Below are 23,526 nucleotides of genomic sequence, written 5' to 3'. Positions count from 1 at the left end.
TTCACGCGGGCGGTCTGCCGGAGGAACGAGAACACGTTTGTCGCGTCTGCGGGAGTCGAACTCTTGCGCCGGTTCGGCGTTGTGCCGGTTTTGTGCTGGTCGGAGCGTCGTGGCGAGGCTCGTGACGTTCTCCGTGGCGGCTAACGACGCTAGACGGTTTCGTCTACTCGAAGTAGACTTGAGTGCACGGCGGGCAGTAGCCCTCGGAGCCTGGCAGTCTTCCGGACGGTATGACGAGCCAGGCTCACGTGTTTCTACAGCTGGGTCACGCGCGACTTGACGATCCCATCGACGCGACGGATCCAGTCGCCGCCGTTCGAGTAGCACCATGCCACGGCGTCGCTGACCCAGAGCATCGGGTGCTCATGCGGCATGGCGTGCCGGTACTGCATGTCGGACGTACCGGCGCGCCGGAGGACTTCGGCTATCAGTCGGCGGTCGGCGCGCTCGAGCGACTCGTCGCGTTCGATGATGAGCTGTGCAACGCCGTTGCGGGCAGCCTGCTCAGCGAGCGCGCCGAGCGAGAGCGGTCGGGCTTCCTTGTCTGAGCGCTGTCGCACTATCCATACGGACACGCGCACCTCGAGCTCGCACATGCGCGAGAGCAGCTGGCGTCGGCGACTGTCGCTCTCGCTCTTGAAATGGATGCGCCGTTGGCCGGGCTTGAGCAGCGCCCGCAGGGCTCGATCCGAGGTCTGAACGTCCCCGACGGCCGATGCCGTTGCCACCACGTAATACCCGCGCGCCTTGGACTCGTCGACGTAGACACGATCAGCGGGACGGAAGCTCACGGTTCCACCGTAGTTCGCACGTCCCACATTTGTGACGCTATGCGATATAAATGCTGTATGTCGTTCCGAAGCATTGCCGCTCTGGGCGAGATCGGCGCGGGGCAGTGGGGCATGTTCACGACTCAGCAGGCGGGCGGGGCCGGGGTTCCAAGGGCAGCTCTGAGCCGCTTCGCGTCAGCCGGCGCAGTTGAGCGGATGGCGCAAGGCGTCTATCGTATGGCTGGTGCTCCTGCCGCCGATGATTTGGCGATCGACACGATTCGGGTGAACTGGCTCGCGCTCGGGGGAGCGGCGCGGACCGTCGTCGCGGCAGGTAAGTCGGCGGCGGCGCTCCATGGCGTCGGCGACTGGTTCCCGTCAGACAGCGACTTCGTCACACCCGAGCGGCGAACGACACGTCTGCCGCACGTTCGGCTGCGCATTCGCCGGCTCGAGGACGTCGATGTGACACGTGTTCACGGGCTCCCGGCGATGACAGTCGAGCGCGCCGTAGCCGACCTCGTCGAAGCGGGGGAGGACCTCTCGCTGGTCGCCGACGCTCTCAGAGATGCGATGCAGCGTGGCGTGCTGCTCTGGCCTCGACGTCTTGCCGAGCTGCTCGAACCGCTAGCACGGCGCAGTGACGTGGAGTCCGGCGTCGCGTTCGCTGACCGGTTACTGCTCGACGCCGGAGCGGACGAGTCCATGCGTGCTCGCCTTCGGGCATGACGGAGACCGGGCGAGAGACGTCATTCGGCGTCGAGGCGCTCAGGAGATCGCCGAGCTTCGCAATGACCCAGCTGAAGTACTCGGACTCTTCGATCGACGCCGCGGTGTCCTCGTTGGCGCGCATGAGGGATCGATACGTGTCGAGAGCATCGACATCAGCGCGAGATCGTCGTCATCGGAGAGCCGACGAGCGAACACTGCCGTATCCATCATCGATCGCCCTTCGTTCCGTCGGAGCTCGAGTCGCCGCCCAGAGCACGCCAGGTCCGTTCGCGGACATCGGCGAGGTCCACAGGACGGCCCGCGAGTGTCTCCAGCACGTCGCTGACCGGCCACGTCACGAGGTGCCCGAACCGCGCCGAGTAGATGCCCACATGATCGATGCGGTGTGCATCTGAGCGGTCGAAGAGCAGGTAGCCGATGATATGGCGCAGGTCGCGGATCCGGAGATAGTCCGCTCGTCCGCCGGGGCGCTTCACCTTGCCGCCGAGGCCCGTCTTGAGATCCAGGAGCAGGCCTCCCGCGATCACATCGCTATCGGCGGCGCATAGTGCCGAGCCGTCGAACGTCGGCCCAAGAACGTGAGGGCCGCTGAGGTGAGAGAACAGGGCTGTACGTGCAGTCTCGTCCATGGACGTCAGTTGGTCAACGGCATCCTGCGGCGCGAGATCGATGAGTCGCTGTGGCTGCATCTCTCCGGCATCGACAAGCTCTCGCAACGGCGAGCGACCGAGAAGCCCAATGCGGTACACCTCAGTCAGCAGCGCCAGGGCCCACGATGGCCGTCACCCGATCACCGATCGCCTGCGCGACCTGCGCGACGGCGTTGACAGCAGTGATGTTCGACACCGCTTCGGCATCGCTGAGGAAACCCACGCGCGCGATGTTCGCGTCGTACATTGGGTCGAGTGCGAAGCGCGTCGCGTAGTCGAATGCAGCGCCCAGCGTGCCTGGGTTCGCGGTGCCGCCCTCCACCAGCAACATGGGCTGCGCAGCGCGATAGGCAGCCTGCACTTCACGGGTGTGCGGGAACAGCTCGTCGAAGAGCCGCCGGAGAGTGACCTCGACGTAGAGGAGTCGGTTGCCGATCTGAAGGGTGTTGAGGTTCTCGTGGACGGAGACGGGCTCGCCGACGATCAGCCAACGGTCGAGCGGCATGTGGTGCCACACCGAGATCGTGGCGGCTTCGTGGACGTAGGTGATCGTCGCAGTCTGCCGCTCGACGTCGGCCACCATGCCGTCGCGCCAGTGTTGCGGTCGTTCGCGCAGATGTCGCAGTTGGATCGGATGCAGGCAGTGACCGGCCCGGTAGACGATGCAGGTCTTGTCGTGGATGCGGCAGTCGCTCATGAAGGCTCCTGAGGACAGGGGCGTGCGCCCGTCTTACCTGCCGCCAGTCGACGGCAGGTCGGGTCTTCTCCGGAGGGCACCGTGCCGGGCGGCGCGGTTGCCGGTCACCCTGTCCGGAGGCTGCGGGTGACGCTCTTGACCTGACACGAACGTACACGACGGTGCGGGCGTCCGGGCGGGCAGCGAATCGTCGGACCTGGCAGGCAAGAGGCGGCTCTTCACGAACGAGGGTAGGCGGGTCTGAAACTGCCGGCTTCGAGCAGTGATCTCGCGATGTAGTGGGTGAGGTTGCGGAGGCCGAGCGCGGAGCCGTGGAGGTGTTCGAGGCGACCTTTGATCGCCGTTCGATGTTCCCGGCGGTCGAAGAACGCGAGGATGTCGGCGGCGCGTTGCTTCATGGTGCGGCCGAGCCTGCGGAACTCGACGAGCGCGGCGGGGACGCCGCTGGCGATGGTGTCGATCACGGCTTGCATCATGACCTTCGCCTGTGCGCCCGGCCTCAGACCGAGACCGGCACAGGCGCCGGGGCGGTTCGTGCCTGTCGGGCGGAGGCCGCGACCATCACCGCGAGAGCGCTGACGGAGAGGGCGGCACCGACCCAGAGGGGTGACGTGTAGCCGAGGCCGGCGGCGATCGTGAGGCCTCCGAGCCAGGCTCCGAGCGCGTTGCCGACGTTGAATGCGGCGATGTTGGCTCCGGAGGCGAGGGTGGGCGCCGTGGGCGCGGCCTGCATGATGCGGGTCTGAAGCCCCGGGACGGTGGCAAAGCCGAACCCGCCCATCAGGACGAGGCTCGCATAGGTGGCGAGTTGGCTGCCTGCGGTGAGGGCGAAGACGACGAGGATCACCGCGAGCGCGGCGAGCACGATCAGCAGGGTGCGGTCGAGGGCGCGGTCGGCTGCTTTCCCGCCGAGGATGTTTCCCGCGAACAGGCCTGCGCCGAAGAGGATCAGCAGCCACGGCACGGTGGCGGCGTCGAAGCCGGAGACGCCGGTGAGCGTGTACGCGATGTAGGTGAAGGCGCCGAACATGCCCCCGAAGCCGAGCACTGTCACGAGCAGCGTGAACCACACTTGACCGGAGCGGAATGCCGACAGTTCTTGGCGAAGGCTTGCGGGCTTGTCGGCCGTGCCCGCCTTCGGGACCAGGAACAGGATGCCGAAGAACGCGACGACGCCGATGGCGGTGATCGCCCAGAACGTCGATCGCCATCCGAGGGACTGCCCGAGGAAGGTGCCGAACGGCACGCCGAGAACGTTCGCCGTCGTCAGACCGGTGAACATGATCGCGATCGCGCCCGCCTTCTTCTCGGCGGGGACGAGGGATGCCGCCACCACCGACCCGATGCCGAAGAACGCGCCGTGGTTGAGTGCGGCGATCACGCGCGCGGCGAGCATGACCTCGAAGCTCGGCGTGACGGCAGACAGGAGGTTGCCGGCGATGAACAGGACGAGCAGCGACAGGAGCACAGCCTTGCGCGGCAGCCGCGTGGTCGAGGCGGTGACGACGACGGCGCCGACTGCGACGCTGAGGGCGTAGCCGGTGACGAGCCATCCGGCCGTCGCCTCGTCCACACCGAAGGTGGCCGCGACTTCGGGCAGCAGGCCGACGATCACGAACTCGGTGAGGCCGATGCCGAAGCCGCCGATGGCGAGGGCGAACAGTCCGATGGGCATGGCGGTGCCTTTCGTGTCAGATCGGGGAATGTTGCGTACACTGGTAGTTGCAGGCGCGAGGTAAATCATTGCACACGCAATTAGTGCGCGCAAGCAACGATCTCTTCCGGAGGCACCCATGGGCATCAGCGACGACGCCGTCGAGGTCCGCGCACAGGGCTGGCGGCGGCTCGCGGCGCTGCACGCACTGATCGAGGCGGAACTCGGCAAGGAGCTTCAGGCCTCAGCTGAGCTGTCCGTCGTCGAGTACACGGTGCTCGACGCCCTCGCCCGTCAGGACGGCTGGCATATGCGCATGCAGCAGCTCGCGCGTGCGGCCGCACTCAGCGCATCGGCGACGACGCGCCTGGTCACCCGGTTGGAGGATCGCGGACTGCTGACGCGGATCCTCTGTCTCGACGACCGCCGCGGCATCTACACCGAGCTCACCGAGCTGGGCCAGGCACTGCTCGAGAAGGCGCGCCCGGCCCACGACGACGCGCTCCGGCGCGCCCTCGCGAAGGCGGCCGGGGTGCAGGAGCTCGCCGCGCTCGCCCAGCAGTTCGCCGGCGACCTCGTGTCCTCCTCGTCACAGACCGTGCGTGTCGTTGCCGATCCCGAGGTGGAACCACTCGCCGCGCCAGCACAGCTGCGCGACGATGAAACCGGCGGCACAGCGCAGCACGAAAAGGCCCGCCCGGCTCAACCCTTCGCTCCCGCGCGCAGGAACGGCCCGCCCGTCAGCCCACCGGGCAGGTGAATCTCGCCTCGGTCCACAGCTGGTGCGCGTCGTCGACGGTGACGTCCTTGTCGATGTGCGGCGAGTCGGCGCGGATGATGCGGATGTGCTTCTCGGCGAGGCCCTCGAGCAGGTGCGCGTTGGGGATCGTGTCGGCCCACGCGCGCACGAACCCGACCGGGACCATCGCCGTCGCGTCGTCGCCCAGGATCTCCTCCACGTAGCGCCGGGGAGTGGCGTTGTGCGAGCCGTGGTGCCCGACCTTGTAGAACGTCGCGTCGGTGACGAGCCGGCGTGCCGCCGGGTCGTCGAGCACGTGGTCCCACGCGCCCTGCTGCGAGTCGCCCACGAACACGAATCGGCTGCCGTGCACGTCGAGCACGAAGAACACGCTGGTGTTGTTGACGGATCTTTCGAGAACGGATGCCGCCGCCAGGAGCGAGTCCTCGTCGTAGGCCATCTCGTTCAGGCGCAGCGAGTTGCGCGTCTTGACGAGCTCCTCCGGTATGCGCGTTTCGACCTCGTCGCGCGGGACCCGGTACATCGTGTCGAAGAGGTCCTCGCGATCGGTCGCCGGGAGCGCCTCGTGGTCGGCGTCCTCGAGCCAGCGCACTGACGCGGGTGGGTTCATCCGCTTGAGCAGCTCGGCTTTGCGCGACGGGCCGAGCACATGCACCGTGACGCCGTCGATGCCGGTGGGGATCGCGTTCTCGGCGGGTTCGCGCGAGGGCAGATACCGCACCCGCACCGTGCCGCGGTTGGCGAACTCGCCTTCCACGAGGCGCTTGGTGGCGAGGGCGTTGCCGGACGAGTTCGCGGCGAAGTCCAGTGCGAGCGCGAGCGAGCGGCTGCCCGGCCGCGCCTTGCGGGCCCGTGCGACGAGCGCCTGCAGGTGCTTGGCGGCCTCGCCGAGGTCGCCCTTGAGCGCGCGCGTGTCGGGATCCTCAGGGTCCTCGACGAACGGCACCCACACCTCGCCGACGCGGACGGCGTTCCAGGCGTCCTCGGCGAAGCCCGAGATGTGGTCCGCGTGGCGGTGGGTCGCCACGACCACGTCGACGGCCGGCTGACCGTCGGCCGCCTCCGCCGAGAGCTGGTCGATGACCGCGCCCACGATCTCGCCGATCCCGCGCGACTGGCCGTTCACCTTGAAGCGCCCGTGGCTGTGCACGCCGCAGTCGACCAGCATCCGCCAGGTCTTGTCGTGCTCTTTCACGGTGACGAGGAAGCAGTCGCCGAAGCCCGGGTTGTACATCCGGATCGTCACCGTCGTGGGGGCGGGCATCACTCGTCTCCTTCCGCCGGGGCATGCAGATTCGCGAACGTCAGACGCGACAGCGGCGAGGCGTTCAGCCACGAAGCGAGCGGGTCGTCCTGCTCGATCGTGCCCTCCCAGTCCCGGATGCCCTTCAGTCGCTGTATGCCCTCGCGGTGCTGGTGGCGCACGAAGCCGGCCAGCTCGGGGTCGGCGATCCGATCGAGGATCGACTCGTCGGCGAGGGGGAGCGACTTGGGCACCACGTACGACACCGAGCCGTCGATGCTCGCGACGATCGTGCAGCCCGCGTACACGCGCGTGCGGGTGTTCGGGTCCGCTCCGATCTCGAGATCCTTGCGACGCTGCACGACCTGGGCGATGATCCGCGGCCGCGGCTGCCCGTCGACCGCCGTTTGGAACGCCACGTGGAGCCCCTCGACCTTGAGCGTGCCGACGCCTGGGGCCAGCCCCAGCTCGAGCGCATGCTCCTTCGCCCACGCGAACAGCTCGCCGTAGAGCCTGCTCGAGCGCGCCTGCGCCGTGGAGCCGGCGACAGCGGTGGCCGATGCGCTCGGGTCGAGCTTGACCGTGGAATCGAGGATCAGCTGGCTGAGGTCCACCGCGGTGCGACCGGTCGCGAGGCTGAGCGCCGACACGGGCGCTCGCCACAGCAGCGCCTGATCGGCGAGCGAGACGACCCCGGGCGGGAAGATGCCGCGACGGCGGAACGACTCCACGAGGTGCGCCCGCAGCAGGAGCGCGTCGTCGGGAAAGAGGTCGCGGTCGGCCGTGATGATCGCGCGCACGACGTCCCCGAACGTGACGTCGACGGGCGGCATGAAGTCGAAGGCGCGCACCACCATGCCGAGGATGCGCTCGGCATTCCGGCTCGCCTCGGCCGCGATGCGGCGCACGAGGTCGGGCGACAGCTCGCCGTCGCCGAGCACGCCGGATCCGCCGGTGGCCAGGCGCCGAAGGTCGCGGATCTGCTCCTTGAAGGTGATCAGGAACGCGTCGAACACGGCCGACACGAAGATCGCGCCGCGCTCGTGCGGCTCGGTCGAGTCGAGGAAGGCGCGCGGGTCGGCCGTGCCCGTGCGCGAGTCCTCCAGCGCGGAGCGGAGCGGGCCGCCGCGCCCGGTCGCGTGGCCGAACTCGTTCGCCAGGGCGAACAGCGCGGCGGCGTCCTCGAGCTCGCTGCGCGACTGCGCGACCGCCTCCTCGACGATGTCGCGGAACAGGAAGTGGTGAAACAGCGCGATGACGTCGGCGAAGCCCTCGTGGAACGCGAACACGTCCGCGTTGGTGGGGATCGTGAACAGGGGCCTTGCCCGGTGGACGATCGCGTGGGTGACCTCGTGGGCGATGATGTCGACCGAGAGGCACGTGAACATGAGCTGCGACGGCAGGTTCGCCTCGGTGTCGGTCTCGTCGGCGCGGAAGTAGCCGAACAGCACCGCGCGCCGCTCGGGGTCGAAGAAGGCGTTGCGCCCGTAGAAGGCGTGCGGCACGAGCCTCAGCCGCTCGTCGCCGCGCCACCTGAAGCGCCGCCCGGTGAAGCGTTCGAACCGCTCGATGACGCTCATGGCGACGGCGTACACGATCTGCTGGTGGGAGCGCGGGTCGCTCTCGGACGGCCGAAGCCCCGACTGCGCGAGGACCAGCGGATCGTCGAGGTCGACCGGCGAATACCAGACGTCGCGCCGCGCGTCGTAGTCGACGACCTCGAACAGTTCGCCGACGGGTCCCGGAGAGAGTTTGCGTTCGAACGGGATGCTGAGCTCGAGGAACTGCCCGCTCAGGCGCGAGCGCATCGGATCGAACGCGAACACCCGCAGCCGTCGCCGGTCCGGCGCGCGAACCTCGGGCGTGTTGTGCGTCTGCAGCATGGCGAACCCCCCGCGTGCTTCGTGCGCGACCCCCCGGTTCCCCGCCGGATGGGGCCCAACATAGTCCCGGCGACCGGTGCTGAACAGATGCCCGCACCGACACTCTTTCCGCCGGGCGCGTTCGGGAACATACTGAGCGCCAAGGAGGCGGCATCCGTCGCTCTCATGCACCGATTCGGGTTCGGCGGGCCAAGGAGGGCGACGTGGCGAGGAACCTGGTCATCTGCCTCGACGGCACCGGCGCGCAGCTGCGCGCCAAGGGCAACACCAACGTGCTGCTGCTGTACAAGCTGCTCGATCACTCCAAGCCGACCGAGCAGATCGCGTACTACGACCCGGGCGTCGGGACGTTCGCCTCCGCCGGCGCGTGGACGCCGGTCGCGCGCGCTCTGTCGAGGCTCGGCGGCCTGGCCTTCGGCACCGGGATGCGTCAGAACCTGGGCGAGGCGTACACGTGGCTCGCCGAGAACTGGCGGCCCGACGACCGCATCTTCGTCTTCGGGTTCAGTCGGGGCGCGTACACCGCGCGGGCGCTGCTCGGGATGCTGCAGACCGTCGGTCTGCTGCGCCCCGGAACCGAGAACCTCGTGCCGTACGTCACCTCGACGTACGCGCGCCGCGGCGGCGAGAAGAGGATCGACTGGGACGAGGTGCACCTGACCGCGGAGGTGTTCGCCCAGACCCTGGACGGCAGGTCGACGCTGCCGGTCGCGTACCTCGGTGTGTGGGACACGGTGAAGGCCGCCGGCCTGCTGAAGTGGACGGTCACCTGGCCGTACACGCGTGCGGCAGAGCCGGCGCACCGCGTGCGGCACGCGGTGTCGATCGACGAGCGGCGGGCTCCGTTCAAGGAGTACCTCGTCGATCCGCGCACGGACGGCTCGCTCGAGGAGGTGTGGTTCGCGGGGGTCCACTCCGACGTCGGCGGCACGTTCGACGACCCGAGGCCCGCGAACGCGCCCGCGGCTGCGCGGGGGAAGGCCCGGCCCGACCCGAAGCTGTCGAAGATCGCGCTGAAGTGGATCGTCGACGGCGCGGTCGCCGAGGGGCTGCTCGTGCGCCCGAAGGCGTTCGCATCGGCGTGCGCGGTGTCGGCGGCCGACGCCGAGGCCACACTGCACAAGCGGGGCTGGGCGTGGTTCCTGCTCGGCACGCGCCATCGCCGCATCCCGCCCGGTGCCGCCGTGCACTCGAGCGTTCTCGTGCGGGCGGCGAGCAAGGGCTACCCGAAGCCCGAGAACGTGACCTGGGTCGATCCGGACTGGCAGTCTTCGCGGCCCTGACCGGCCGGAACGCCGGCCGAGGCTAGGCGCTCCTCTCGCGCAGCGCCTCGCTGAACCATCGCGCGTAGGCGTCCCACGGGTCGGCGCCCGAGGCGAGGGCCTGCGCGTGCGCGAGGAGCGCGGCATCGGCCGTGAACCACTCGCCGCCCTCGCGCAGGTGCGCGAACTGCGCGTGTCGCGCGCGCTCGAGGCCGCGCCCGCCGCGCTCGAACGCGAGCAGCTTCTCGTGCCGGATCGCCGCCAGGCGCATGCGAGGCTGCGACGACGTGCCGATCTTGACCCGCTCGGCGAAGCGCAGGTAGTAGACGACCTCGACACGCGGCAGGGGCAGCTCGGGGTCGGGCACGTCGCCCACGCGCCACCCGCACACCGCGCAGTGCCAGCGCCGGGCGACGCGCTCGCCGCGGGACGCGCCGCACAGCAGACACGGGCTCGGCAGGGGTGCGTTCATCCCCGAAGGCTACGCAGGGGCTCCGACCTCGCGCGCCCGCGCAGGCGACCGATGCCGTGGGGTTGTCCGCGCGCTGTCTGGGCGAGCACAATCAGGACCTATGGCGGAGCTGACGACCATCGGGCATTCGCCTGAGCCCGAGCAGGTGCAGGCACGGTCGCGTACGCGCCGCTCGATCGCCGAGAAGATCCGCGCGATGGGGCAGAACCGCATCGGCGCGCTCCTGCTGCTGCTGGCCACCGCCGCGGCCATCGTGTGGGCGAACGTCTCCACCGGATCGTACGAGTCGTTCTGGGAGACGCACCTCAGCGTCGGGGTGGGCGACCTGCGACTCGACTTCACCCTGCACGCCCTGGTCAACGACGCGCTCATGGCGATCTTCTTCTTCACCGTCGGGCTCGAGGTGCGCCGCGAGTTCGCGATCGGAGAGCTCACGAGCTGGTCGCGGGCGGTCGTGCCGGTGGTCGCGGCGGTTGCGGGGCTCGCGATCCCGGCGCTGCTTTTCGCGCTGATCGCCGCCGACACGGGCCACGCCGGCGCGTGGGGGATCGTGATCTCGACCGACACCGCCTTCCTCGTCGGGGCGCTCGCGCTCATCGGGCCGCGCGCGCCCGGGCGTCTTCGCGTGTTTCTCCTCGCCCTCGCCGTCGTCGACGACATCGGCGCGCTCAGCATCATCGCGCTCGTCTACACCGAGGACTTCACGCCGCTCCCGCTCGCGATCGCCGCGCTGGGCCTGGCCGGCGTCTACTTCACGCGATACCTGCGCGGCGGCCGGGGCCCGGTCTACGCGACGCTCGCGATCATCGTGTGGCTGGCGTTCCTCGCGTCGGGCGTGCACCCCACCCTCGCCGGGGTCGCGATCGCGCTGCTCGTGCCGGTGTACCGGCCCGACCGCCGCGACGTCGAGCACGCCCTCGACCTGGCCCGCACGTTCCGGCAGTCGCCGAACTCCGAGTATGCGCGTGCGGCCGCCAACAGCCTGCGCGAGTCGATCAGCATCAACGAGCGGCTGCAGTCGGCATACGCGCCGTACGTCGCCTACGTCATCCTGCCGCTGTTCGCCCTCGCGAACGCCGGCGTCGTCCTCAGCCCCGAGATCCTCGCCGGCGCGGCCGGGTCGGCGCTCACGTGGGGCATCGTCGCCGGTCTCGTCGCGGGGAAGCTGATCGGCGTGTTCGGCTCCACCGCCGCGCTCAAGGCGCTGCGCATCGGCGAGTTCGGGCCCGGCCTCACCCTCGACCGCCTCGCCGGCGGCGCCGCGCTGTGCGGCATCGGCTTCACGATCTCGCTGTTCATCGTCGACCTCGCCATCGATGACTCCGCGGCGCAGAACGAGGCGCGGGTCGGCGTGCTCGCGGCATCCGTCATCGCCTTCGTCCTGGCGACGATCGTGTTCCGCATCTCAGACGCCCTGCGCACCGATGTCGACCCGGGGCAGACCCTTGTGCGCCCCGTCGACCCGGCGCGCGACCACATCTTCGGCTCGCCCGACGCGCCGCTCACGATCGTCGAGTACGGCGACTTCCAGTGCGGGTTCTGCCTCAAGGCGTCGGGCTCCATCCACGAGGTGGTCGGCGAGCTCGGCGACCGCCTGCGCTATGTGTGGCGCCACGCGCCGCTCGAGCAGTACCACCCGAACGCGCTCGCGGGGGCCGAGGCGGCCGAGGCGGCGGCGCTGCAGGGCAAGTTCTTCGATTTCGAGCGGGGGCTGTTCGCCGATCAGGACAACCAGCGGCCCTCTGACATCGTGCGCCTGGCCCGTGAGCTCGGACTCGACGTCGACAGGTTCGAGCGGGATCTGACCTCGCCCGAGGTGACCGGCCGCGTGCGCGACGACATGCTGGATGCCGAGGCGATGGGAATCACATCGGTGCCGACGCTCTTCATCAACGGCCGCCGGCACACCGGCCCCTACGACGCGCAGTCGCTGATCCGGGCGCTCGGGGCGGGCGAGGCGGATTCCGCGCAGACGGCCCCGCTGACCGTCCGCCCTGACTAGCCTGATCTCGATAGGAGCCGATGTGTCCGATCCGATCCAGCAGCCCGCGTTGACCGACGCGCAGTGGAGTCGGCTGTGCGCGTTCGGCACGCCCGAGAGCGTCGAGGCCGGTCAGTACGTGTTCCGCTCCGGCGACCGCGACTACGACCTCGTTCTCGTCGACGAGGGCGAGATCGAGGTCGTGCGCGACTCGCTGTTCTGGATCGAAGAGGCCGTGATCGCCCGCATGGGTCCGCGCACGTTCGTCGGCGAGCTGAGCCTGCTCAACGGGCAGGGCGCGTTCCTCTCGGCGCGCGCGTCGATGCCCTCGCGGGTGCTGCGGGTGACCAGGGCCGAGCTGCGCCGCCTGATGGCCGAGGACGACGACCTGTGCGACATCGTCCTGCACGCGCTGTGGGCGCGTCGCGAGTCGCTGCGCCGCGGCCCGGCCGCCCTCACGCTCAAGCTCGTCGGCTCGCGCACCTCGTCGGACTTTCTGGCGCTGCGCCGCTTCGCCGAGCGGATCGACCTCGTACACGCCGCCGTCGAACTGGCCCCGGGCGAGCTCGGCTCGCTCGACGGCCACGGCATCACCGTCGACGACCTGCCGGTGGCTTTCGTGCAGGGCGAGCCGATCCGCAACGCGACGCCCGGCATCGTCGCCGAGCGACTGGGCCTGAGCTATCAGGCCCAAGCCGACGAGGTCGTCGACCTGGTCGTGGTCGGCGGCGGGCCCGCCGGGCTCGCGGCGGCGATCTACGGCGCCTCGGAGGGACTCGAGACGGTGCTGCTGGACGCGGTGGCCCCCGGCGGCCAGGCCGCCGCCACGTCGCGCATCGAGAACTTCCTCGGCTTCCCGTTCGGAGTGAGCGGCGGCAGTCTGATCGGCCAGGCGTGCCTGCAGGCGCTCAAGTTCGGCGTGCGCGTGTACGCGCCGTGCGAGGCCGTGCGCCTCGAGTCCGTCGACAAGCTCCTCGACGTCACCCTCGCCGACGGTCGCACGATCCGCACGCGCACGGCGGTGATCACTTCGGGCGCCGCGTACCGCCGGCTCGAGCTCGATCGCTGGGGCGACTTCGAGCGCGCGGGCATCTACTACGCCGCGACCCCGCTGGAGCTTCGCCAGGTGATGGAGTCGCCGGTGGTCGTCGTCGGCGGCGCGAACTCTGCCGGGCAGGCGTCGCTGTACCTCGCGGCGAACGGATGCCCCGTGCACCTGGTCGTCCGCGGCGACGACCTGGGCAGCCGCATGTCGTCGTACCTCGTGGACCGCCTGCTCGAAGACCCGCGCGTCGAGGTGCACACCGGGTCGCGCGTGGTCGGCCTCGACGGGGACCGCGTGCTCGAACGGGTGAGCATCGACACCGTGGGCGAGATCGACGCGCGGGGGCTGTTCTGCTTCATCGGCGCCGAACCGGCGACCGGGTGGCTGCCCGCGCTCGACCGCGACGCCGAGGGGTTCCTGCGCACCGGCACCGACATCCTCGAGCAGTCCCTCGAGCGGTGGCAGCGGATGGGCCGCGAGCCGTTGCCGTTCGAGACCTCGACGCCCCGGATCTTCGCGGCTGGCGACGTGCGCCGCGGCTCGATGAAGCGCGTCGCCGCAGCCGTCGGCGAGGGGTCGAGCGCCGTCGCGTCGGTGCATCGCGCGCTCGCGGACTAGGACCTGCCGGCCACCCGCCGCCGGCCGACAGGGGAATGAGGACCATGGACGCCGACATCGACGTCACCGCTGCGCCGAGCGGCACCGGCTGCGCCGAGTGCGACGCTGTCGAGGGCTGGTGGTGGCACCTGCGGCGGTGCGCGGCGTGCGGGCACGTCGGATGCTGCGACTCGTCGCTCGGGCAGCACGCGACCGCGCACGCGCGCGGGACCGGGCACCGCTACGTGCAGAGTTTCGAGCCGGGTGAGCAGTGGTGGTGGGACTACGAGGCGCAGGTCGAGGCATCCGGCCCCGCACTGGCACCGCCCACGAGCCGCCCTGACACGCAGCCGTCGCCGGGACCGGCCGGCAGAGTGCCGGCGGACTGGCGCGCCCGCCTCGAGGCGGCCGCCCAGCAGCGGCAGCGGTAGCCGTCGAGGCGGATGCCGCGCGACGGCGCTCGGTCGTCACGCTCCCGAGGGGCGCATTCGGGTCCCCGCCGAAACGGTGGACAGGATCAGGCGTTGCCGCTGCCGAGCGCGCGCAGGTAGGCGTCTCCGTCACGCGAGCTGCCGGATGCCGACACGGTGAAGCGCACGATGTCGCTGCGGTAACGCTCGTCGGACGCCTCGAACGTCGTGCCGTCCGGGCCGCGCGTGACCCGCTGCAGCCGCAGGATCGGCGAGCCCGCGGCGACCTCCAGCAGGCGTGCGTCGGTGTCGTCGGCCGCGACCGCGTCGATCTCGTGGTCGATGGACATGCTCGGGAAGCCGTTGCGGTCCAGCAGCGCGGTGATCGAGATCGCGTCGAGGTCGGCGTCGAACAGCATCCGCCCCGCCGCCTCGACGTAGGTGAGCCGCTCCAGCATCGTGGGCCGGCCGTCCAGCAGGCGCAGTCGCAGCACGTCGACGACCGGAGCGCCCTCGTCGATCCTGAGCTGCGCGGCCTTCGCGGCGTCGGCCCGCCGCAGGCTCACCTCCTGGGTGAGGGCGCCCGGTGCCGCCCCCATCTCGAGCGCCCAGCGCGTGAAGGGGATCGACACGTCGACGGCCTGGTGGGCCTTGCGCTCGCGCACGCGGGCCGGCCGGCCGCGCGTGGTCTCGATCAGCCCCTCGAGGCGCAGTGTCGCGAGGGCGTTGCGGACGGGCCCTCGGGACGAGTGCCAGCGCTGGGCGAGCTCGGCTTCGGTGGGCACCTCGTCGCCCGGGGCGAGCTGCCCTGTCGCGATGCGCGCGCGCAGATCGTCGGCGATCTGCTTGTACACCATATCGGCCACATAGGAATACTACTTGCCGCGAGCGAGAGGGGGAATGGTGCCGCGGAAGCCGCAAACGACAAGTTCACCAAATCGGCACGTAGGTGAACACGTCCTTAATTGTCCGAACGTAGGCATACATCTCCCGGGACGCGGTGCGAGAGTGCTGGAGGTTCCTTCGCAATCACACCCGAAAGGCAGTCATGAACCTCCGTGCACTCACAGCGCCCTTGGCCCTCGCCGGCGCCGCACTCCTCGCTCTCAGCATCGCCGGATGCTCCAGCTCGGCCGACGCGACCGGCTCGGCCCCCGACTCGGCCGACGCTGCCGCGGGCTTCGCCGTCGACGAGAACACGCTGGTCTTCGGCGTCGTGCCCGACTCGGCCGACACCGAGACCAACTACCAGCCGCTCATGGACTACATCGCGGCCGAGACCGGCAAGACGGTCGAGTACCACGAGTCGACCGACTACGCAGCGCTCATCGAGGCGGCGATCGCCGGCAAGATCGACGTCGCCTCGTTCTCGGGTTTCACCTACGTCACCGCGACGAACAACGGCGCGAAGATCACGCCGATCTCGTCGATCGTCACCGCAGAGGGTCAGGAGCCCGGCTACTACTCCGAGGCGATCGTGCCCGCGGCAAGCTCCATCACCTCGATCGAGCAGTTCAAGGGCCTGAAGGTCTGCTTCGTCGACCCGTCGTCGACCTCGGGCTACCTGTTCCCGTCGTACAACCTGCTCCAGGTCGGCATCGACCCCGAGACCGACGTCACCCCGGTGTTCGCCGGCAAGCACGACGTCAGCGTGCAGAAGACCGGTGAGGGCGTCGAGTGCGAGGCCGGTTTCGCCGAAGACAGCGAGGCCGAGGCATCCGACAAGGTCAAGGTCATCGCCAAGACCATGGTGCCCGGCGCGCCCATCGTCGTTTCGGACACGCTCCCCGACGACCTCAAGGCGCAGCTGACCGACATCCTCGGCGAGATCACGATCGACGACATCATCGCGGCTGGTGTCGACAGCGCCGACACCGAGGGCTTCCGCGACGTGTTCTACGCCACCAAGCCCGTCGACGACGCGTACTACGACCTGATCCGCGACATCTGCAAAGAGACGAACGCCACCCAGTGCCAGGGCTGACCTGCGCGCACTGACCACATCTCGGAGACGACGATGACAAGCACGACGAGCACCCCCGAACGAGTTGTCGGCCTGCACGGCCTCACCAAGAGGTTCGGCGCCACGACCGCCCTCGAAGACGTGTCGCTCACCGTGACGCGCGGCGAGATCGTCGTGCTGCTCGGTCTGTCGGGCTCCGGAAAATCCACCCTGCTGCGGCACCTCGACGGGCTGGAGGTTCCCACCTCCGGCTCCGTCGAGGTGCTCGGCGAGCAGGTGCCGACGCTGCGGGGACGGATGCTGCGCTCCCTGCGCCGCCGCGTCGGCTTCATCTTCCAGCAGTTCGAGCTCGTGCCCTCGCTCACGGTGCTCGAGAACGTGCTGACCGGGTCGCTCGCCTCGGTCGCCGGACCGCGCCTGGGCCTGTGGTCCTACCCGCGCTCGCGCAAGCTCACCGCGCTCGAGCACCTCGACCGCGTCGGGCTGCTCGACCGCGCGTACCAGCGCGCCGACACGCTGTCGGGCGGCCAGCAGCAGCGGGTCGCCATCGCCCGCGCGCTCATGCAGAACCCCGAGGTGCTCCTGGCCGACGAGCCGGTCGCCTCGCTCGACCCCGAGTCGAGCGATCAGGTGATGGCCCTCATCCGCGAGATCGCCGCCGACGAGGGGCTGACCGTCGTGTGCAGCCTGCACCAGGTCGACCTGGCGATCTCGTGGGCCGACCGCATCGTCGGCCTTCGGCACGGCCGGGTCGTGCTCGACCTTCCCACCGCCGACCTCACCAAGGCGCAGGTCATGGAGATCTACGGGCGGGTGGCCACCACCACCGCCGAACTCCAGGCCGTCGAAGCCGAGCTCCTGCAGGTCGAGGAGCCCGCGCGATGACGACCACCGTCGCCCCGCCGAAGACCCCGCCCGTGCGGCCGAGCGTCGCCGAGCGCGCGCCGCGCCGCCGCGTCTCGCCCGAGCGCATCGCCGCGGGGCTCACCCTTCTGGCGTTGCTCGGCCTCGCGATCGCGGCCCTGGTCGAGGTCGACATCTCGATCCCGCAGATGCTCGCGAGCTGGTCCAACGCCGAGAACTTCCTCGCCCGCGTCGGCGGGCTGCGCCTGCCCGAACCCGCCGAGCTCGCGTGGCAGATCGCCCTCACGGTGGGCCTCGTGCTCACCGGCACGCTGCTGGCCGCGGTCATCTCGGTGCCGGTCGCCTACCTCGCGGCATCGAACACCACCCCCGGGGCGGGGTGGCGCGCCGCCGCGCGCTTTTTCGGCGTGCTCACGCGGGCGCTGCCCGATGTCGTGCTGGCGATGGTGTTCGTGCTGATGTTCTCGCTGGGCGCGCTTCCGGGCATTCTCGCGATCGGCATCCACTCGATCGGCATGATTTCGAAGATGTTCGCCGACGCGATCGAGCAGATCGATGAGGGCCCGCGCCTGGCGATCCGCGCCGCGGGCGGCTCGAGGCTGCAGGAGTTCACAAGCGGCGTGCTTCCCCAGGTGCTGCCGTCGTGGGTGGCGACCGTGCTGCACCGCAACGACATCAACCTGCGCGGCTCGGTCGTGCTCGGCTACGTCGGCGTCGCGGGCCTGGGCCTGCAGATGTCGTTCGCGTTCAAGTCGCTCAACTACGGCCTGGGCCTCGGGATCGCCCTGGTCATCTTTCTGCTGTGCGTCGTGATGGAGATCGTCTCGAGCGCGATCCGCGCCGCGATGCTCGGCTCAGCCGGCAGCCGCGGCAGCTGGGCCGACCGCCTCATGGGCCGCGTGCGCCCGGCGCGTGCCCGTGCGGGCCGGACGACGGATGCCTCGGCCGCGCGCCCCGCCTGGGCCGCGTCCCCCGACACGGCGGTGCGCCGCCCGTGGACCGCCGTGCGCGTGCGCAACGTCGTCGCGGGGTGGGTCGCGTTCGCGGTCGTCGTCGGCGGAGTGTGGGTGTGCCAGATCAACTGGGGCGACTTCTTCACTTTCTGGGCCAAGATCCCCGCGGTCGCGGTGCAGTTGTGGCCGCCCACGTTCGGGGTCTACGGCAGCGAGGTCATGCTCGAGGCGATGCGCCAGACGATCGCGATCGCGCTGGCTGCGACGCTGCTCACCCTCGCGCCGTCGCTGATCATCGGCTCATTCGCCGCGCGCAACGTCGCCGCGAACGGGGCCGTGCGCGGCGCCGCGCGGCTGCTCCTGGTCGGCATCCGTGGCATCCCCGAGACGATCCTCGCGATCGTGCTCATCGTGATCACCGGCCTCGGCATGCAGGCGGGAACGCTCGCCCTCGCATTCGGCAGCATCGGCCTGCTCGGCAAGCTGGTCGCCGACTCTCTCGAAGAGGTGCGCCGCGGCCCCGAGCGCGCCCTGTTCGCCACGGGCGCGACGCGCACGCAGGTGTACCTCGGCGCGACGATCCCGCAGGGCACGCGCGCGATCATCGGGCACGGGTTCTACGTGCTCGACACGAACATCCGCGCCGCGACGATCCTCGGCATCGTCGGCGGCGGCGGCATCGGGTACTACCTGCTCAACGCGAGCCAGGGATCCAACTACGGCATGGTGACCGCCATCGTCCTCATGATCCTCGTGGTCGTGCTCGCCGTCGAAGGTCTCGCCATGTGGATGAGGAAGGTGTTCCGGTGAACGACCGGTTCGATGTCGCCGTCGTGGGCGCCGGGATCGTGGGCCTCGGCGCCGCGTACGCGGCCGCGCGACGAGGGCTGCGGGTGGTCGTGGTCGATCGCTGCGCCGAGCCGAGCGGAGCGAGCATCCGCAACTTCGGCCACCTCTGCATCGGGGCGCAGCAGGGCGCGGCCCGCGTCTACGCCGACGCGTCACGCGAGCTGTGGCTTCGCCTCGCGCGCGACGCCGGGTTCTGGGTGCGCGAGTCGGGCACGCTGGTCGTGGCCCGTCACGCCGACGAGCAGGAGCTGCTCGTTGCCGCGGCCGAGGGCGGCGGCATCCGACTGCTGGATCGTGCCCGGCTCGAACGCGCGCTGCCCGTGCGCGGCGCGGTCGGCGGTGCGCATGTCGAGCCCGACCTGCAGACCGACCCTCGCGCGGCGACCGCGGCGATCCGCGCCCACCTCGCAGGTCTCGGGGTCGAGATGCGACTGCGGACCGCGGCGGGCTCCGTGCGCACCGGGCGCCTGGAGACGACGCGCGGCGCGATCGACGCGGAAACGATCGTGGTCTGCGTGAACCACGACCTCGACCAGCTGCTGCCCGACCTCGCCGAGAGCGAGCAGCTGGTGCGCTGCGGGCTGGACATGCTGCGCGTGCGCGCCGCCGGGGTGAGCCTTCCGGCGCCCGTGCTCACCGGATGGTCGCTCGTGCGCTACGGGCGGTTCGCGGTGCTGCCCCAGGCGGACGCCCTTCGTGCGCGCCTGCGGGAGGACCGGCCGGACCTCGCCGAGCTCGACCTCAACCAGATGTACACACAGCTGCCCGACGGCTCGATCCTCGTGGGCGACACGCACGTGCGCGGACAGGCCATCCCGCCGTTCCAGCCGGAGTCCGCCGCGCGCCTACTGCTGGCCGAGTTCGAGGCGCTCTTCGGCGTCGCGCCGCGGGTCGTCGAGCGCTGGCAGGGCCTCTACGCGAGCGGGCCGGACGACGTCCTCGTCGCCGAGCCCGAGCCCGGCGTGCACGTGATCGCAGCGACCACCGGCATCGGCATGACCTGTGGTCTGGGCCTTGCCGAGACCACCCTGGCACCCCTGCTCGGCACGGTCGCCGAGCCCACCCCGAAAGGAACCCCCTGATGCCCGAGACCCGGACGGCCCAGGACGCCGTGATCGTGTTGAGCGCCGCCGCGCCGATCGAGCTGGTCGTGCTCGACATGGCCGGCACGACGGTGCAGGACGACGGGGTGGTCGAGCGCGCGTTCGAGCGCGCCGCCGAGCGCACCTCGGTGGCAGAGCGGATGCCGTGGCCCGATGCGCTCGCGTACGTGCGCCAGACCATGGGGCAGTCGAAGATCGACGTCTTCCGTCATCTGTCCGGCGGAGACGAGCAGCTCGCCGCGGCGGGGGCGGCGGCCTTCGAGGACGCCTACGCCGAGATCGTCGCCGACGGGGGCGCGCGCGAGATCCCCGGGGCCCGCGCGCTGATCGAAGATCTGCGCGACGCCGGGCGCTCGGTGGTCCTCACGACCGGGTTCGCCCCCGCCACGCGCGACGCGATCCTCGCCTCCCTCGGCTGGACGGGCCTGGCGGATGCCGCGCTGTCGCCGATCGACGCCGGTCGCGGGCGGCCCGCGCCCGACCTGGTGCTCGCGGCGCTGCTGCGCACGCGGACGTCGGAGGTGGCATCCGTCGCCGTCGCGGGCGACACGACCAGCGACATCGCGAGCGGGCTGGCGGCGGGCGCCGGCATCGTGGTCGGTGTGCGCAGCGGTGCGCACTCCGCGTCGGCGCTGCGCGCCGCGGGAGCGCACGCGGTCCTCGACGACGTCACCGGGCTGCGGGCGATCCCCGCGCTGTGGGTGTGACGTGGCCACGCCGGCGGTCGTGAGCCGCCCGACCCGCGAAGTGACCCTCGACCCGCCCGCCACCGCGATGGTGTGGGTCGGTCAGAACCGTCCGCATGAGGCGATCGCCGTGCCCGGGGTCGCCCTGTGCCAGGGCGAGACGCTCGTCGAGGTCGAGCTGGCGACGGTGTGCGGCTCGGACGTGCACACGGTCGCCGGGCACCGCTCGGCGCCGGTGCCCCTCGTGCTCGGGCACGAGTATGTCGGACGCGTCGTGGCGATGGGCAGCCCGGACGTGCGCACCGTCGACGGGTCGCGACTGCTCGTGGGCGACCGCGTCGTGTGGTCGGTCATGGCCAGCTGCGGCGCGTGCGACCGGTGCCGGCGGGGCCTGCGGCAGAAGTGCCGCACCGGCACGAAGTACGGGCACGAGCGCATCGCCGCACGGTGGGAGCTCACCGGCGGCTTCGCCACGCACGTGCACCTCAAGGCCGGCACCGCGATCGTGCGGGTCGGCGAGACGGCGCCCGCAGCGGTCTTGGCGCCGGCCTCGTGCGCCGCGGCCACCGCGTGGGCGGCCGTGGACCGCGCCGACCAGGTCGTCGACGTCGACGCAGCCGCCGTGCTCGTCTCGGGAGCCGGGCTCATCGGGCTCACCGCGTCGGCGATGGCCGCCGACCGCGGGGCGAGCGTCGTCGTGTCAGACCCCGACCCTGATCGTCGCGCGCTCGCGACACGGTTTGGCGCCTCGGCCGTCGTCGATCCTTTCGAACCGGATGCCCTTGCCCGCGCTCTGGCGAGCATCGGCGTCGACGAGCTGGGCGTCGTCATCGAGGCCTCCGGGGCGTCGACGGCCGTGTCTGCGGCGCTCGAGTCCATCGGCATCGGCGGGGTCGTCATCCTCGTGGGCAGCGTCTTCCCGTCGGGCACCGTGGCGATCGACCCCGAGAACCTCGTGCGCCGGCTGACGACGATCCGGGGCGTGCACAACTACACGCCGCTCGACCTGGTCGCAGCCGTCGCGTTCCTGCGGCAGCGCTGCGACGAGTATCCCTTCGCCGAACTGGTCGGTCCTACGTTGCCGCTCTCGCGCATCGACGACGCCATCGCGCTTGCTCGCTCCGGGCGCTCGGTGCGGGTCGCGCTGGACCCTCGCGCCTGACCCGGCGATGGGCCTGGAGTAGGGTTGCGGATATGACGACGACGACCCCACCCGGCTGGTACGACGACGGACATGGCGCTCTGCGGTGGTGGGATGGCACCACCTGGACCGAGCACGCGCAGCCTCTGCAGGCTCCGGTCAGGGCAGCCGACGACTCATTCGACGCGGCGCCGGCGGCGCCGACCGGAAGGCCCATCATCGAGGATGTGCAGGTGGTCGAGTCGCTCGACCAGCTCGAGGCCGCCGCGGCGACCGCCGCGGCAGCGCCGGCTGCGCTCGACTCGGCCGCCCCCGGGCCGACCCAGCCGCAGGCGCCCGCCTACCCGGGCGTGCCCGCACCTGACGGCTTCGCGGGCGGCGCGCCTGGGCAGCCGTATCCGGTGGCCGCCTCCGCTGCGCCCGGCGCCTATCCCCTGGGGTACCCGACCGGGCAGGGCGCGCCCACCGGGGGCTTCATCTCGGCGACCGATCCCAAGAAGTCCAAGGCGTGGATCGTCTGGCTCGTGGTCGGGATCGTTCTGCTCGTGCTCATCGCGGTCGCCGCGGTCCTCATCCCGCTGAGCCTCATGTTCAACGCCCGCTCGAACGCCCAGGCGGCCGCCGAGGGGGAGCGGGCCGCCGTCGCGGCCGTCGAGCTCTACGACGAGGCATGGCAGACGAGCGACTGCGTGAAATTCCAGGCGGCGACGACCGAGGCGCTGCGCACGTCGTTCGCGTTCGAGACCTGCGAGGCGTTCGAGGGCGCGGCCGATGACTTCGCCGCGACCGTCGAGGGCTACGAGCTCACCGTGACGGCGATCGAGCACTCGGGCGAACAGATCGTGATCGCCACGACCGAGGCCTACGACAGCCTGATCGACCAGTCGGGACCGGTCCCGATCGAGGACCACTACCGCTACACGCTCATCTCGGACGGATCGGGCTGGCTGATCGACGACATCACGACCGAATGATGACGACCCCCGGCGCGCACCATCCACGGACGGTGCGATTCTTTGCCGCGTGCATCGGCATCGGCCTGGCCGCGGGCCTGCTGTCGGGGCTGTTCGGGGTGGGCGGCGGCACCGTGATCGTGCCGCTGCTGGTGCTGCTGCTGCGCTTCGACCAGCGCCTGGCTGCCGGCACGTCGCTGGCGGCGATCGTGCCGACCGCCGCCGTCGGCGTCATCTCATACGCGTTCGCCGAGTCGGTCGAATGGATTCCCGCGCTGATCCTGGCCGTCTTCGCGGTGATCGGTGCCCAGATCGGCACGTGGCTGATCCACCGCATCTCGCAGGTCGTGCTGCGGTGGTGCTTCATCGGATTCCTCGTGCTGGTCATCGTGATGCTGTTCGTCGTCGTGCCCTCGCGCGACGCCAACCTCGTCCTCACATGGGGCACGGGCCTCGCGCTCGCGGCGCTCGGCGTGGTGACCGGCATCCTGTCCGGGCTCCTCGGGGTCGGCGGCGGGGTCATCGTCGTGCCGGCGCTGATGATCCTGTTCGGCACGAGCGACCTGATCGCCAAGGGCACGTCCCTGCTGATGATGATCCCGACGGCGATCTCGGGCACCGTCGGCAACATCCGCCGAAAGAACGTCGACCTCGTCGCGGGCGCGTGCATCGGCGGTGCGGCGTGCACGACGTCCGCGCTGGGCGCATGGATCGCGACGCTCATCGATCCGCTGGTGGGCAACGTGCTGTTCGCGATCTTCTTGACGTTCATCGCGGGGCAGATGGCGCTGCGGACGATCCGCGCGCAGCGGGGCTGAGGCTTGGATTCGGGCCGCTGCCCGCAGGCGGGTGCGCGCG

21 protein-coding genes, 2 pseudogenes and 1 riboswitch are annotated in these 23,526 nt (G+C 70.6%); of the genes and pseudogenes, 14 read left to right on the top strand and 9 right to left on the bottom strand.

Annotated features, from left to right (window positions below; all coding sequences use genetic code 11):
- Positions 1 to 254: 254 nt before the first annotated feature.
- Positions 255 to 791, bottom strand: a complete 537-nt coding sequence (locus AB1K54_RS08735; protein WP_371202361.1) for a hypothetical protein — start codon at positions 789 to 791, stop codon at positions 255 to 257.
- Positions 792 to 848: 57 nt separating this feature from the next.
- Here AB1K54_RS08735 and AB1K54_RS08730 point away from each other — a divergent pair, with 57 nt between their 5' ends.
- The gene (locus tag AB1K54_RS08730; RefSeq protein WP_371202360.1) at positions 849 to 1,499 is read left to right on the top strand and encodes a type IV toxin-antitoxin system AbiEi family antitoxin domain-containing protein; all 651 of its coding nucleotides are present in this window, start codon (positions 849 to 851) and stop codon (positions 1,497 to 1,499) included.
- Between the two features lie 209 nt (positions 1,500 to 1,708).
- Here AB1K54_RS08730 and AB1K54_RS08725 read toward each other — a convergent pair whose 3' ends face one another.
- The 4 genes and pseudogenes from AB1K54_RS08725 to AB1K54_RS08710 form a co-directional block, all read right to left on the bottom strand.
- Entirely contained in the window at positions 1,709 to 2,251 is a 543-nt protein-coding gene (locus AB1K54_RS08725) for a hypothetical protein (RefSeq protein WP_371202359.1), read from the bottom strand.
- A 1-nt stretch (position 2,252) separates the two neighbouring features.
- On the bottom strand, positions 2,253 to 2,849 hold the full coding sequence (locus tag AB1K54_RS08720; RefSeq protein WP_371202358.1) for a hypothetical protein: 597 nt from the start codon (positions 2,847 to 2,849) through the stop codon (positions 2,253 to 2,255).
- A 24-nt stretch (positions 2,850 to 2,873) separates the two neighbouring features.
- Positions 2,874 to 2,990: riboswitch (SAM riboswitch) on the bottom strand.
- 77 nt (positions 2,991 to 3,067) lie between these two features.
- A pseudogene (locus AB1K54_RS08715) lies at positions 3,068 to 3,337 on the bottom strand (ISL3 family transposase); the annotation flags it as partial.
- Positions 3,338 to 3,348: 11 nt separating this feature from the next.
- Entirely contained in the window at positions 3,349 to 4,524 is a 1,176-nt protein-coding gene (locus AB1K54_RS08710) for an MFS transporter (protein ID WP_371202357.1), read from the bottom strand.
- A gap of 118 nt (positions 4,525 to 4,642) precedes the next feature.
- Between AB1K54_RS08710 and AB1K54_RS08705 the strand changes: the two are divergent.
- Positions 4,643 to 5,056, top strand: a pseudogene (locus tag AB1K54_RS08705) (MarR family winged helix-turn-helix transcriptional regulator); the annotation flags it as partial.
- A 187-nt stretch (positions 5,057 to 5,243) separates the two neighbouring features.
- Here AB1K54_RS08705 and AB1K54_RS08700 read toward each other — a convergent pair.
- Both AB1K54_RS08700 and AB1K54_RS08695 read right to left on the bottom strand, forming a co-directional pair.
- Positions 5,244 to 6,527, bottom strand: a complete 1,284-nt coding sequence (locus AB1K54_RS08700; RefSeq protein ID WP_371202356.1) for an MBL fold metallo-hydrolase — start codon at positions 6,525 to 6,527, stop codon at positions 5,244 to 5,246.
- The gene (locus tag AB1K54_RS08695; RefSeq protein WP_371202355.1) at positions 6,527 to 8,389 is read right to left on the bottom strand and encodes a hypothetical protein; all 1,863 of its coding nucleotides are present in this window, start codon (positions 8,387 to 8,389) and stop codon (positions 6,527 to 6,529) included. Before AB1K54_RS08695 ends, AB1K54_RS08700 begins: the two co-directional genes overlap by 1 nt.
- Before the next feature lie 203 nt (positions 8,390 to 8,592).
- On the opposite strand from AB1K54_RS08695, the gene AB1K54_RS08690 reads away from it, so the two are divergent.
- The gene (locus tag AB1K54_RS08690; protein ID WP_371202354.1) at positions 8,593 to 9,672 is read left to right on the top strand and encodes a DUF2235 domain-containing protein; all 1,080 of its coding nucleotides are present in this window, start codon (positions 8,593 to 8,595) and stop codon (positions 9,670 to 9,672) included.
- Between the two features lie 22 nt (positions 9,673 to 9,694).
- Here AB1K54_RS08690 and AB1K54_RS08685 read toward each other — a convergent pair whose 3' ends face one another.
- The gene (locus AB1K54_RS08685; RefSeq protein ID WP_371202353.1) at positions 9,695 to 10,123 is read right to left on the bottom strand and encodes a GIY-YIG nuclease family protein; all 429 of its coding nucleotides are present in this window, start codon (positions 10,121 to 10,123) and stop codon (positions 9,695 to 9,697) included.
- Between the two features lie 100 nt (positions 10,124 to 10,223).
- Between AB1K54_RS08685 and nhaA the strand changes: the two genes are divergently transcribed.
- The 3 genes from nhaA to AB1K54_RS08670 are packed head-to-tail and all read left to right on the top strand — an operon-like array spanning position 10,224 to position 14,177.
- Entirely contained in the window at positions 10,224 to 12,125 is a 1,902-nt protein-coding gene (gene nhaA, locus AB1K54_RS08680) for a Na+/H+ antiporter NhaA (protein WP_371202352.1), read from the top strand.
- Positions 12,126 to 12,147: 22 nt separating this feature from the next.
- Positions 12,148 to 13,767: an FAD-dependent oxidoreductase gene (locus tag AB1K54_RS08675; protein WP_371202351.1), complete on the top strand. Its 1,620-nt coding sequence runs from the start codon at positions 12,148 to 12,150 to the stop codon at positions 13,765 to 13,767.
- A 44-nt stretch (positions 13,768 to 13,811) separates the two neighbouring features.
- On the top strand, positions 13,812 to 14,177 hold the full coding sequence (locus AB1K54_RS08670; protein ID WP_371202350.1) for a UBP-type zinc finger domain-containing protein: 366 nt from the start codon (positions 13,812 to 13,814) through the stop codon (positions 14,175 to 14,177).
- A gap of 86 nt (positions 14,178 to 14,263) precedes the next feature.
- Here the strand turns inward: AB1K54_RS08670 and AB1K54_RS08665 are convergent, their stop codons facing one another.
- The gene (locus AB1K54_RS08665) at positions 14,264 to 15,013 is read right to left on the bottom strand and encodes a GntR family transcriptional regulator (protein WP_371202380.1); all 750 of its coding nucleotides are present in this window, start codon (positions 15,011 to 15,013) and stop codon (positions 14,264 to 14,266) included.
- Positions 15,014 to 15,204: 191 nt separating this feature from the next.
- Here AB1K54_RS08665 and AB1K54_RS08660 point away from each other — a divergent pair, with 191 nt between their 5' ends.
- Genes AB1K54_RS08660 through AB1K54_RS08625 form a run of 8 tightly spaced genes read left to right on the top strand, consistent with a single transcriptional unit; the run spans position 15,205 to position 23,486 of the window.
- A complete protein-coding gene (locus tag AB1K54_RS08660) occupies positions 15,205 to 16,140 on the top strand; it encodes a phosphate/phosphite/phosphonate ABC transporter substrate-binding protein (RefSeq protein WP_371202349.1) in 936 nt (311 codons plus the stop codon).
- 33 nt (positions 16,141 to 16,173) lie between these two features.
- Positions 16,174 to 17,004 (top strand): phosphonate ABC transporter ATP-binding protein, encoded by an 831-nt coding sequence (gene phnC, locus AB1K54_RS08655; RefSeq protein WP_371202348.1) that lies wholly within the window; start codon positions 16,174 to 16,176, stop codon positions 17,002 to 17,004.
- Entirely contained in the window at positions 17,001 to 18,746 is a 1,746-nt protein-coding gene (locus AB1K54_RS08650) for a PhnE/PtxC family ABC transporter permease (RefSeq protein WP_371202347.1), read from the top strand. The genes phnC and AB1K54_RS08650 overlap by 4 nt, the downstream gene beginning before the upstream one ends.
- Entirely contained in the window at positions 18,743 to 19,867 is a 1,125-nt protein-coding gene (locus AB1K54_RS08645) for a TIGR03364 family FAD-dependent oxidoreductase (protein ID WP_371202346.1), read from the top strand. The genes AB1K54_RS08650 and AB1K54_RS08645 overlap by 4 nt, the downstream gene beginning before the upstream one ends.
- Positions 19,867 to 20,595: a phosphonatase-like hydrolase gene (locus AB1K54_RS08640; RefSeq protein WP_371202345.1), complete on the top strand. Its 729-nt coding sequence runs from the start codon at positions 19,867 to 19,869 to the stop codon at positions 20,593 to 20,595. Before AB1K54_RS08645 ends, AB1K54_RS08640 begins: the two co-directional genes overlap by 1 nt.
- 1 nt (position 20,596) lies before the next feature.
- Complete coding sequence (locus AB1K54_RS08635) at positions 20,597 to 21,736, top strand: zinc-binding dehydrogenase (RefSeq protein ID WP_371202344.1); 1,140 nt, start codon at positions 20,597 to 20,599, stop codon at positions 21,734 to 21,736.
- A gap of 32 nt (positions 21,737 to 21,768) precedes the next feature.
- Complete coding sequence (locus AB1K54_RS08630) at positions 21,769 to 22,689, top strand: DUF2510 domain-containing protein (RefSeq protein WP_371202343.1); 921 nt, start codon at positions 21,769 to 21,771, stop codon at positions 22,687 to 22,689.
- Positions 22,689 to 23,486 (top strand): sulfite exporter TauE/SafE family protein, encoded by a 798-nt coding sequence (locus tag AB1K54_RS08625; protein ID WP_371202342.1) that lies wholly within the window; start codon positions 22,689 to 22,691, stop codon positions 23,484 to 23,486. The genes AB1K54_RS08630 and AB1K54_RS08625 overlap by 1 nt, the downstream gene beginning before the upstream one ends.
- Positions 23,487 to 23,526: the final 40 nt, after the last annotated feature.

Source organism: Microbacterium sp. BWT-B31 (assembly GCF_041379855.1).
In the GTDB taxonomy this organism is placed as follows: Bacteria; Actinomycetota; Actinomycetes; order Actinomycetales; family Microbacteriaceae; genus Microbacterium.
The sequence above is the reverse complement of the archived record's forward strand: the minus strand, read 5'-3'. Positions and strand labels throughout refer to the sequence as shown.

What these genes read in the sequence shown, in the direction of transcription:
- AB1K54_RS08660 (WP_371202349.1), top strand. Translation starts at nt 15,205, where the DNA reads ATGAACCTCCGTGCACTCACAGCGCCCTTGGCCCTCGCCGGCGCCGCA.
- AB1K54_RS08625 (WP_371202342.1), top strand. Translation starts at nt 22,689, where the DNA reads ATGACGACCCCCGGCGCGCACCATCCACGGACGGTGCGATTCTTTGCC.
- AB1K54_RS08720 (WP_371202358.1), bottom strand. Translation starts at nt 2,849, where the DNA reads ATGAGCGACTGCCGCATCCACGACAAGACCTGCATCGTCTACCGGGCC.
- AB1K54_RS08665 (WP_371202380.1), bottom strand. Translation starts at nt 15,013, where the DNA reads ATGGTGTACAAGCAGATCGCCGACGATCTGCGCGCGCGCATCGCGACA.
- AB1K54_RS08670 (WP_371202350.1), top strand. Translation starts at nt 13,812, where the DNA reads ATGGACGCCGACATCGACGTCACCGCTGCGCCGAGCGGCACCGGCTGC.
- AB1K54_RS08685 (WP_371202353.1), bottom strand. Translation starts at nt 10,123, where the DNA reads ATGAACGCACCCCTGCCGAGCCCGTGTCTGCTGTGCGGCGCGTCCCGC.
- AB1K54_RS08700 (WP_371202356.1), bottom strand. Translation starts at nt 6,527, where the DNA reads ATGCCCGCCCCCACGACGGTGACGATCCGGATGTACAACCCGGGCTTC.
- phnC (WP_371202348.1), top strand. Translation starts at nt 16,174, where the DNA reads ATGACAAGCACGACGAGCACCCCCGAACGAGTTGTCGGCCTGCACGGC.
- nhaA (WP_371202352.1), top strand. Translation starts at nt 10,224, where the DNA reads ATGGCGGAGCTGACGACCATCGGGCATTCGCCTGAGCCCGAGCAGGTG.
- AB1K54_RS08650 (WP_371202347.1), top strand. Translation starts at nt 17,001, where the DNA reads ATGACGACCACCGTCGCCCCGCCGAAGACCCCGCCCGTGCGGCCGAGC.
- AB1K54_RS08630 (WP_371202343.1), top strand. Translation starts at nt 21,769, where the DNA reads ATGACGACGACGACCCCACCCGGCTGGTACGACGACGGACATGGCGCT.
- AB1K54_RS08640 (WP_371202345.1), top strand. Translation starts at nt 19,867, where the DNA reads ATGCCCGAGACCCGGACGGCCCAGGACGCCGTGATCGTGTTGAGCGCC.
- AB1K54_RS08710 (WP_371202357.1), bottom strand. Translation starts at nt 4,524, where the DNA reads ATGCCCATCGGACTGTTCGCCCTCGCCATCGGCGGCTTCGGCATCGGC.
- AB1K54_RS08730 (WP_371202360.1), top strand. Translation starts at nt 849, where the DNA reads ATGTCGTTCCGAAGCATTGCCGCTCTGGGCGAGATCGGCGCGGGGCAG.
- AB1K54_RS08695 (WP_371202355.1), bottom strand. Translation starts at nt 8,389, where the DNA reads ATGCTGCAGACGCACAACACGCCCGAGGTTCGCGCGCCGGACCGGCGA.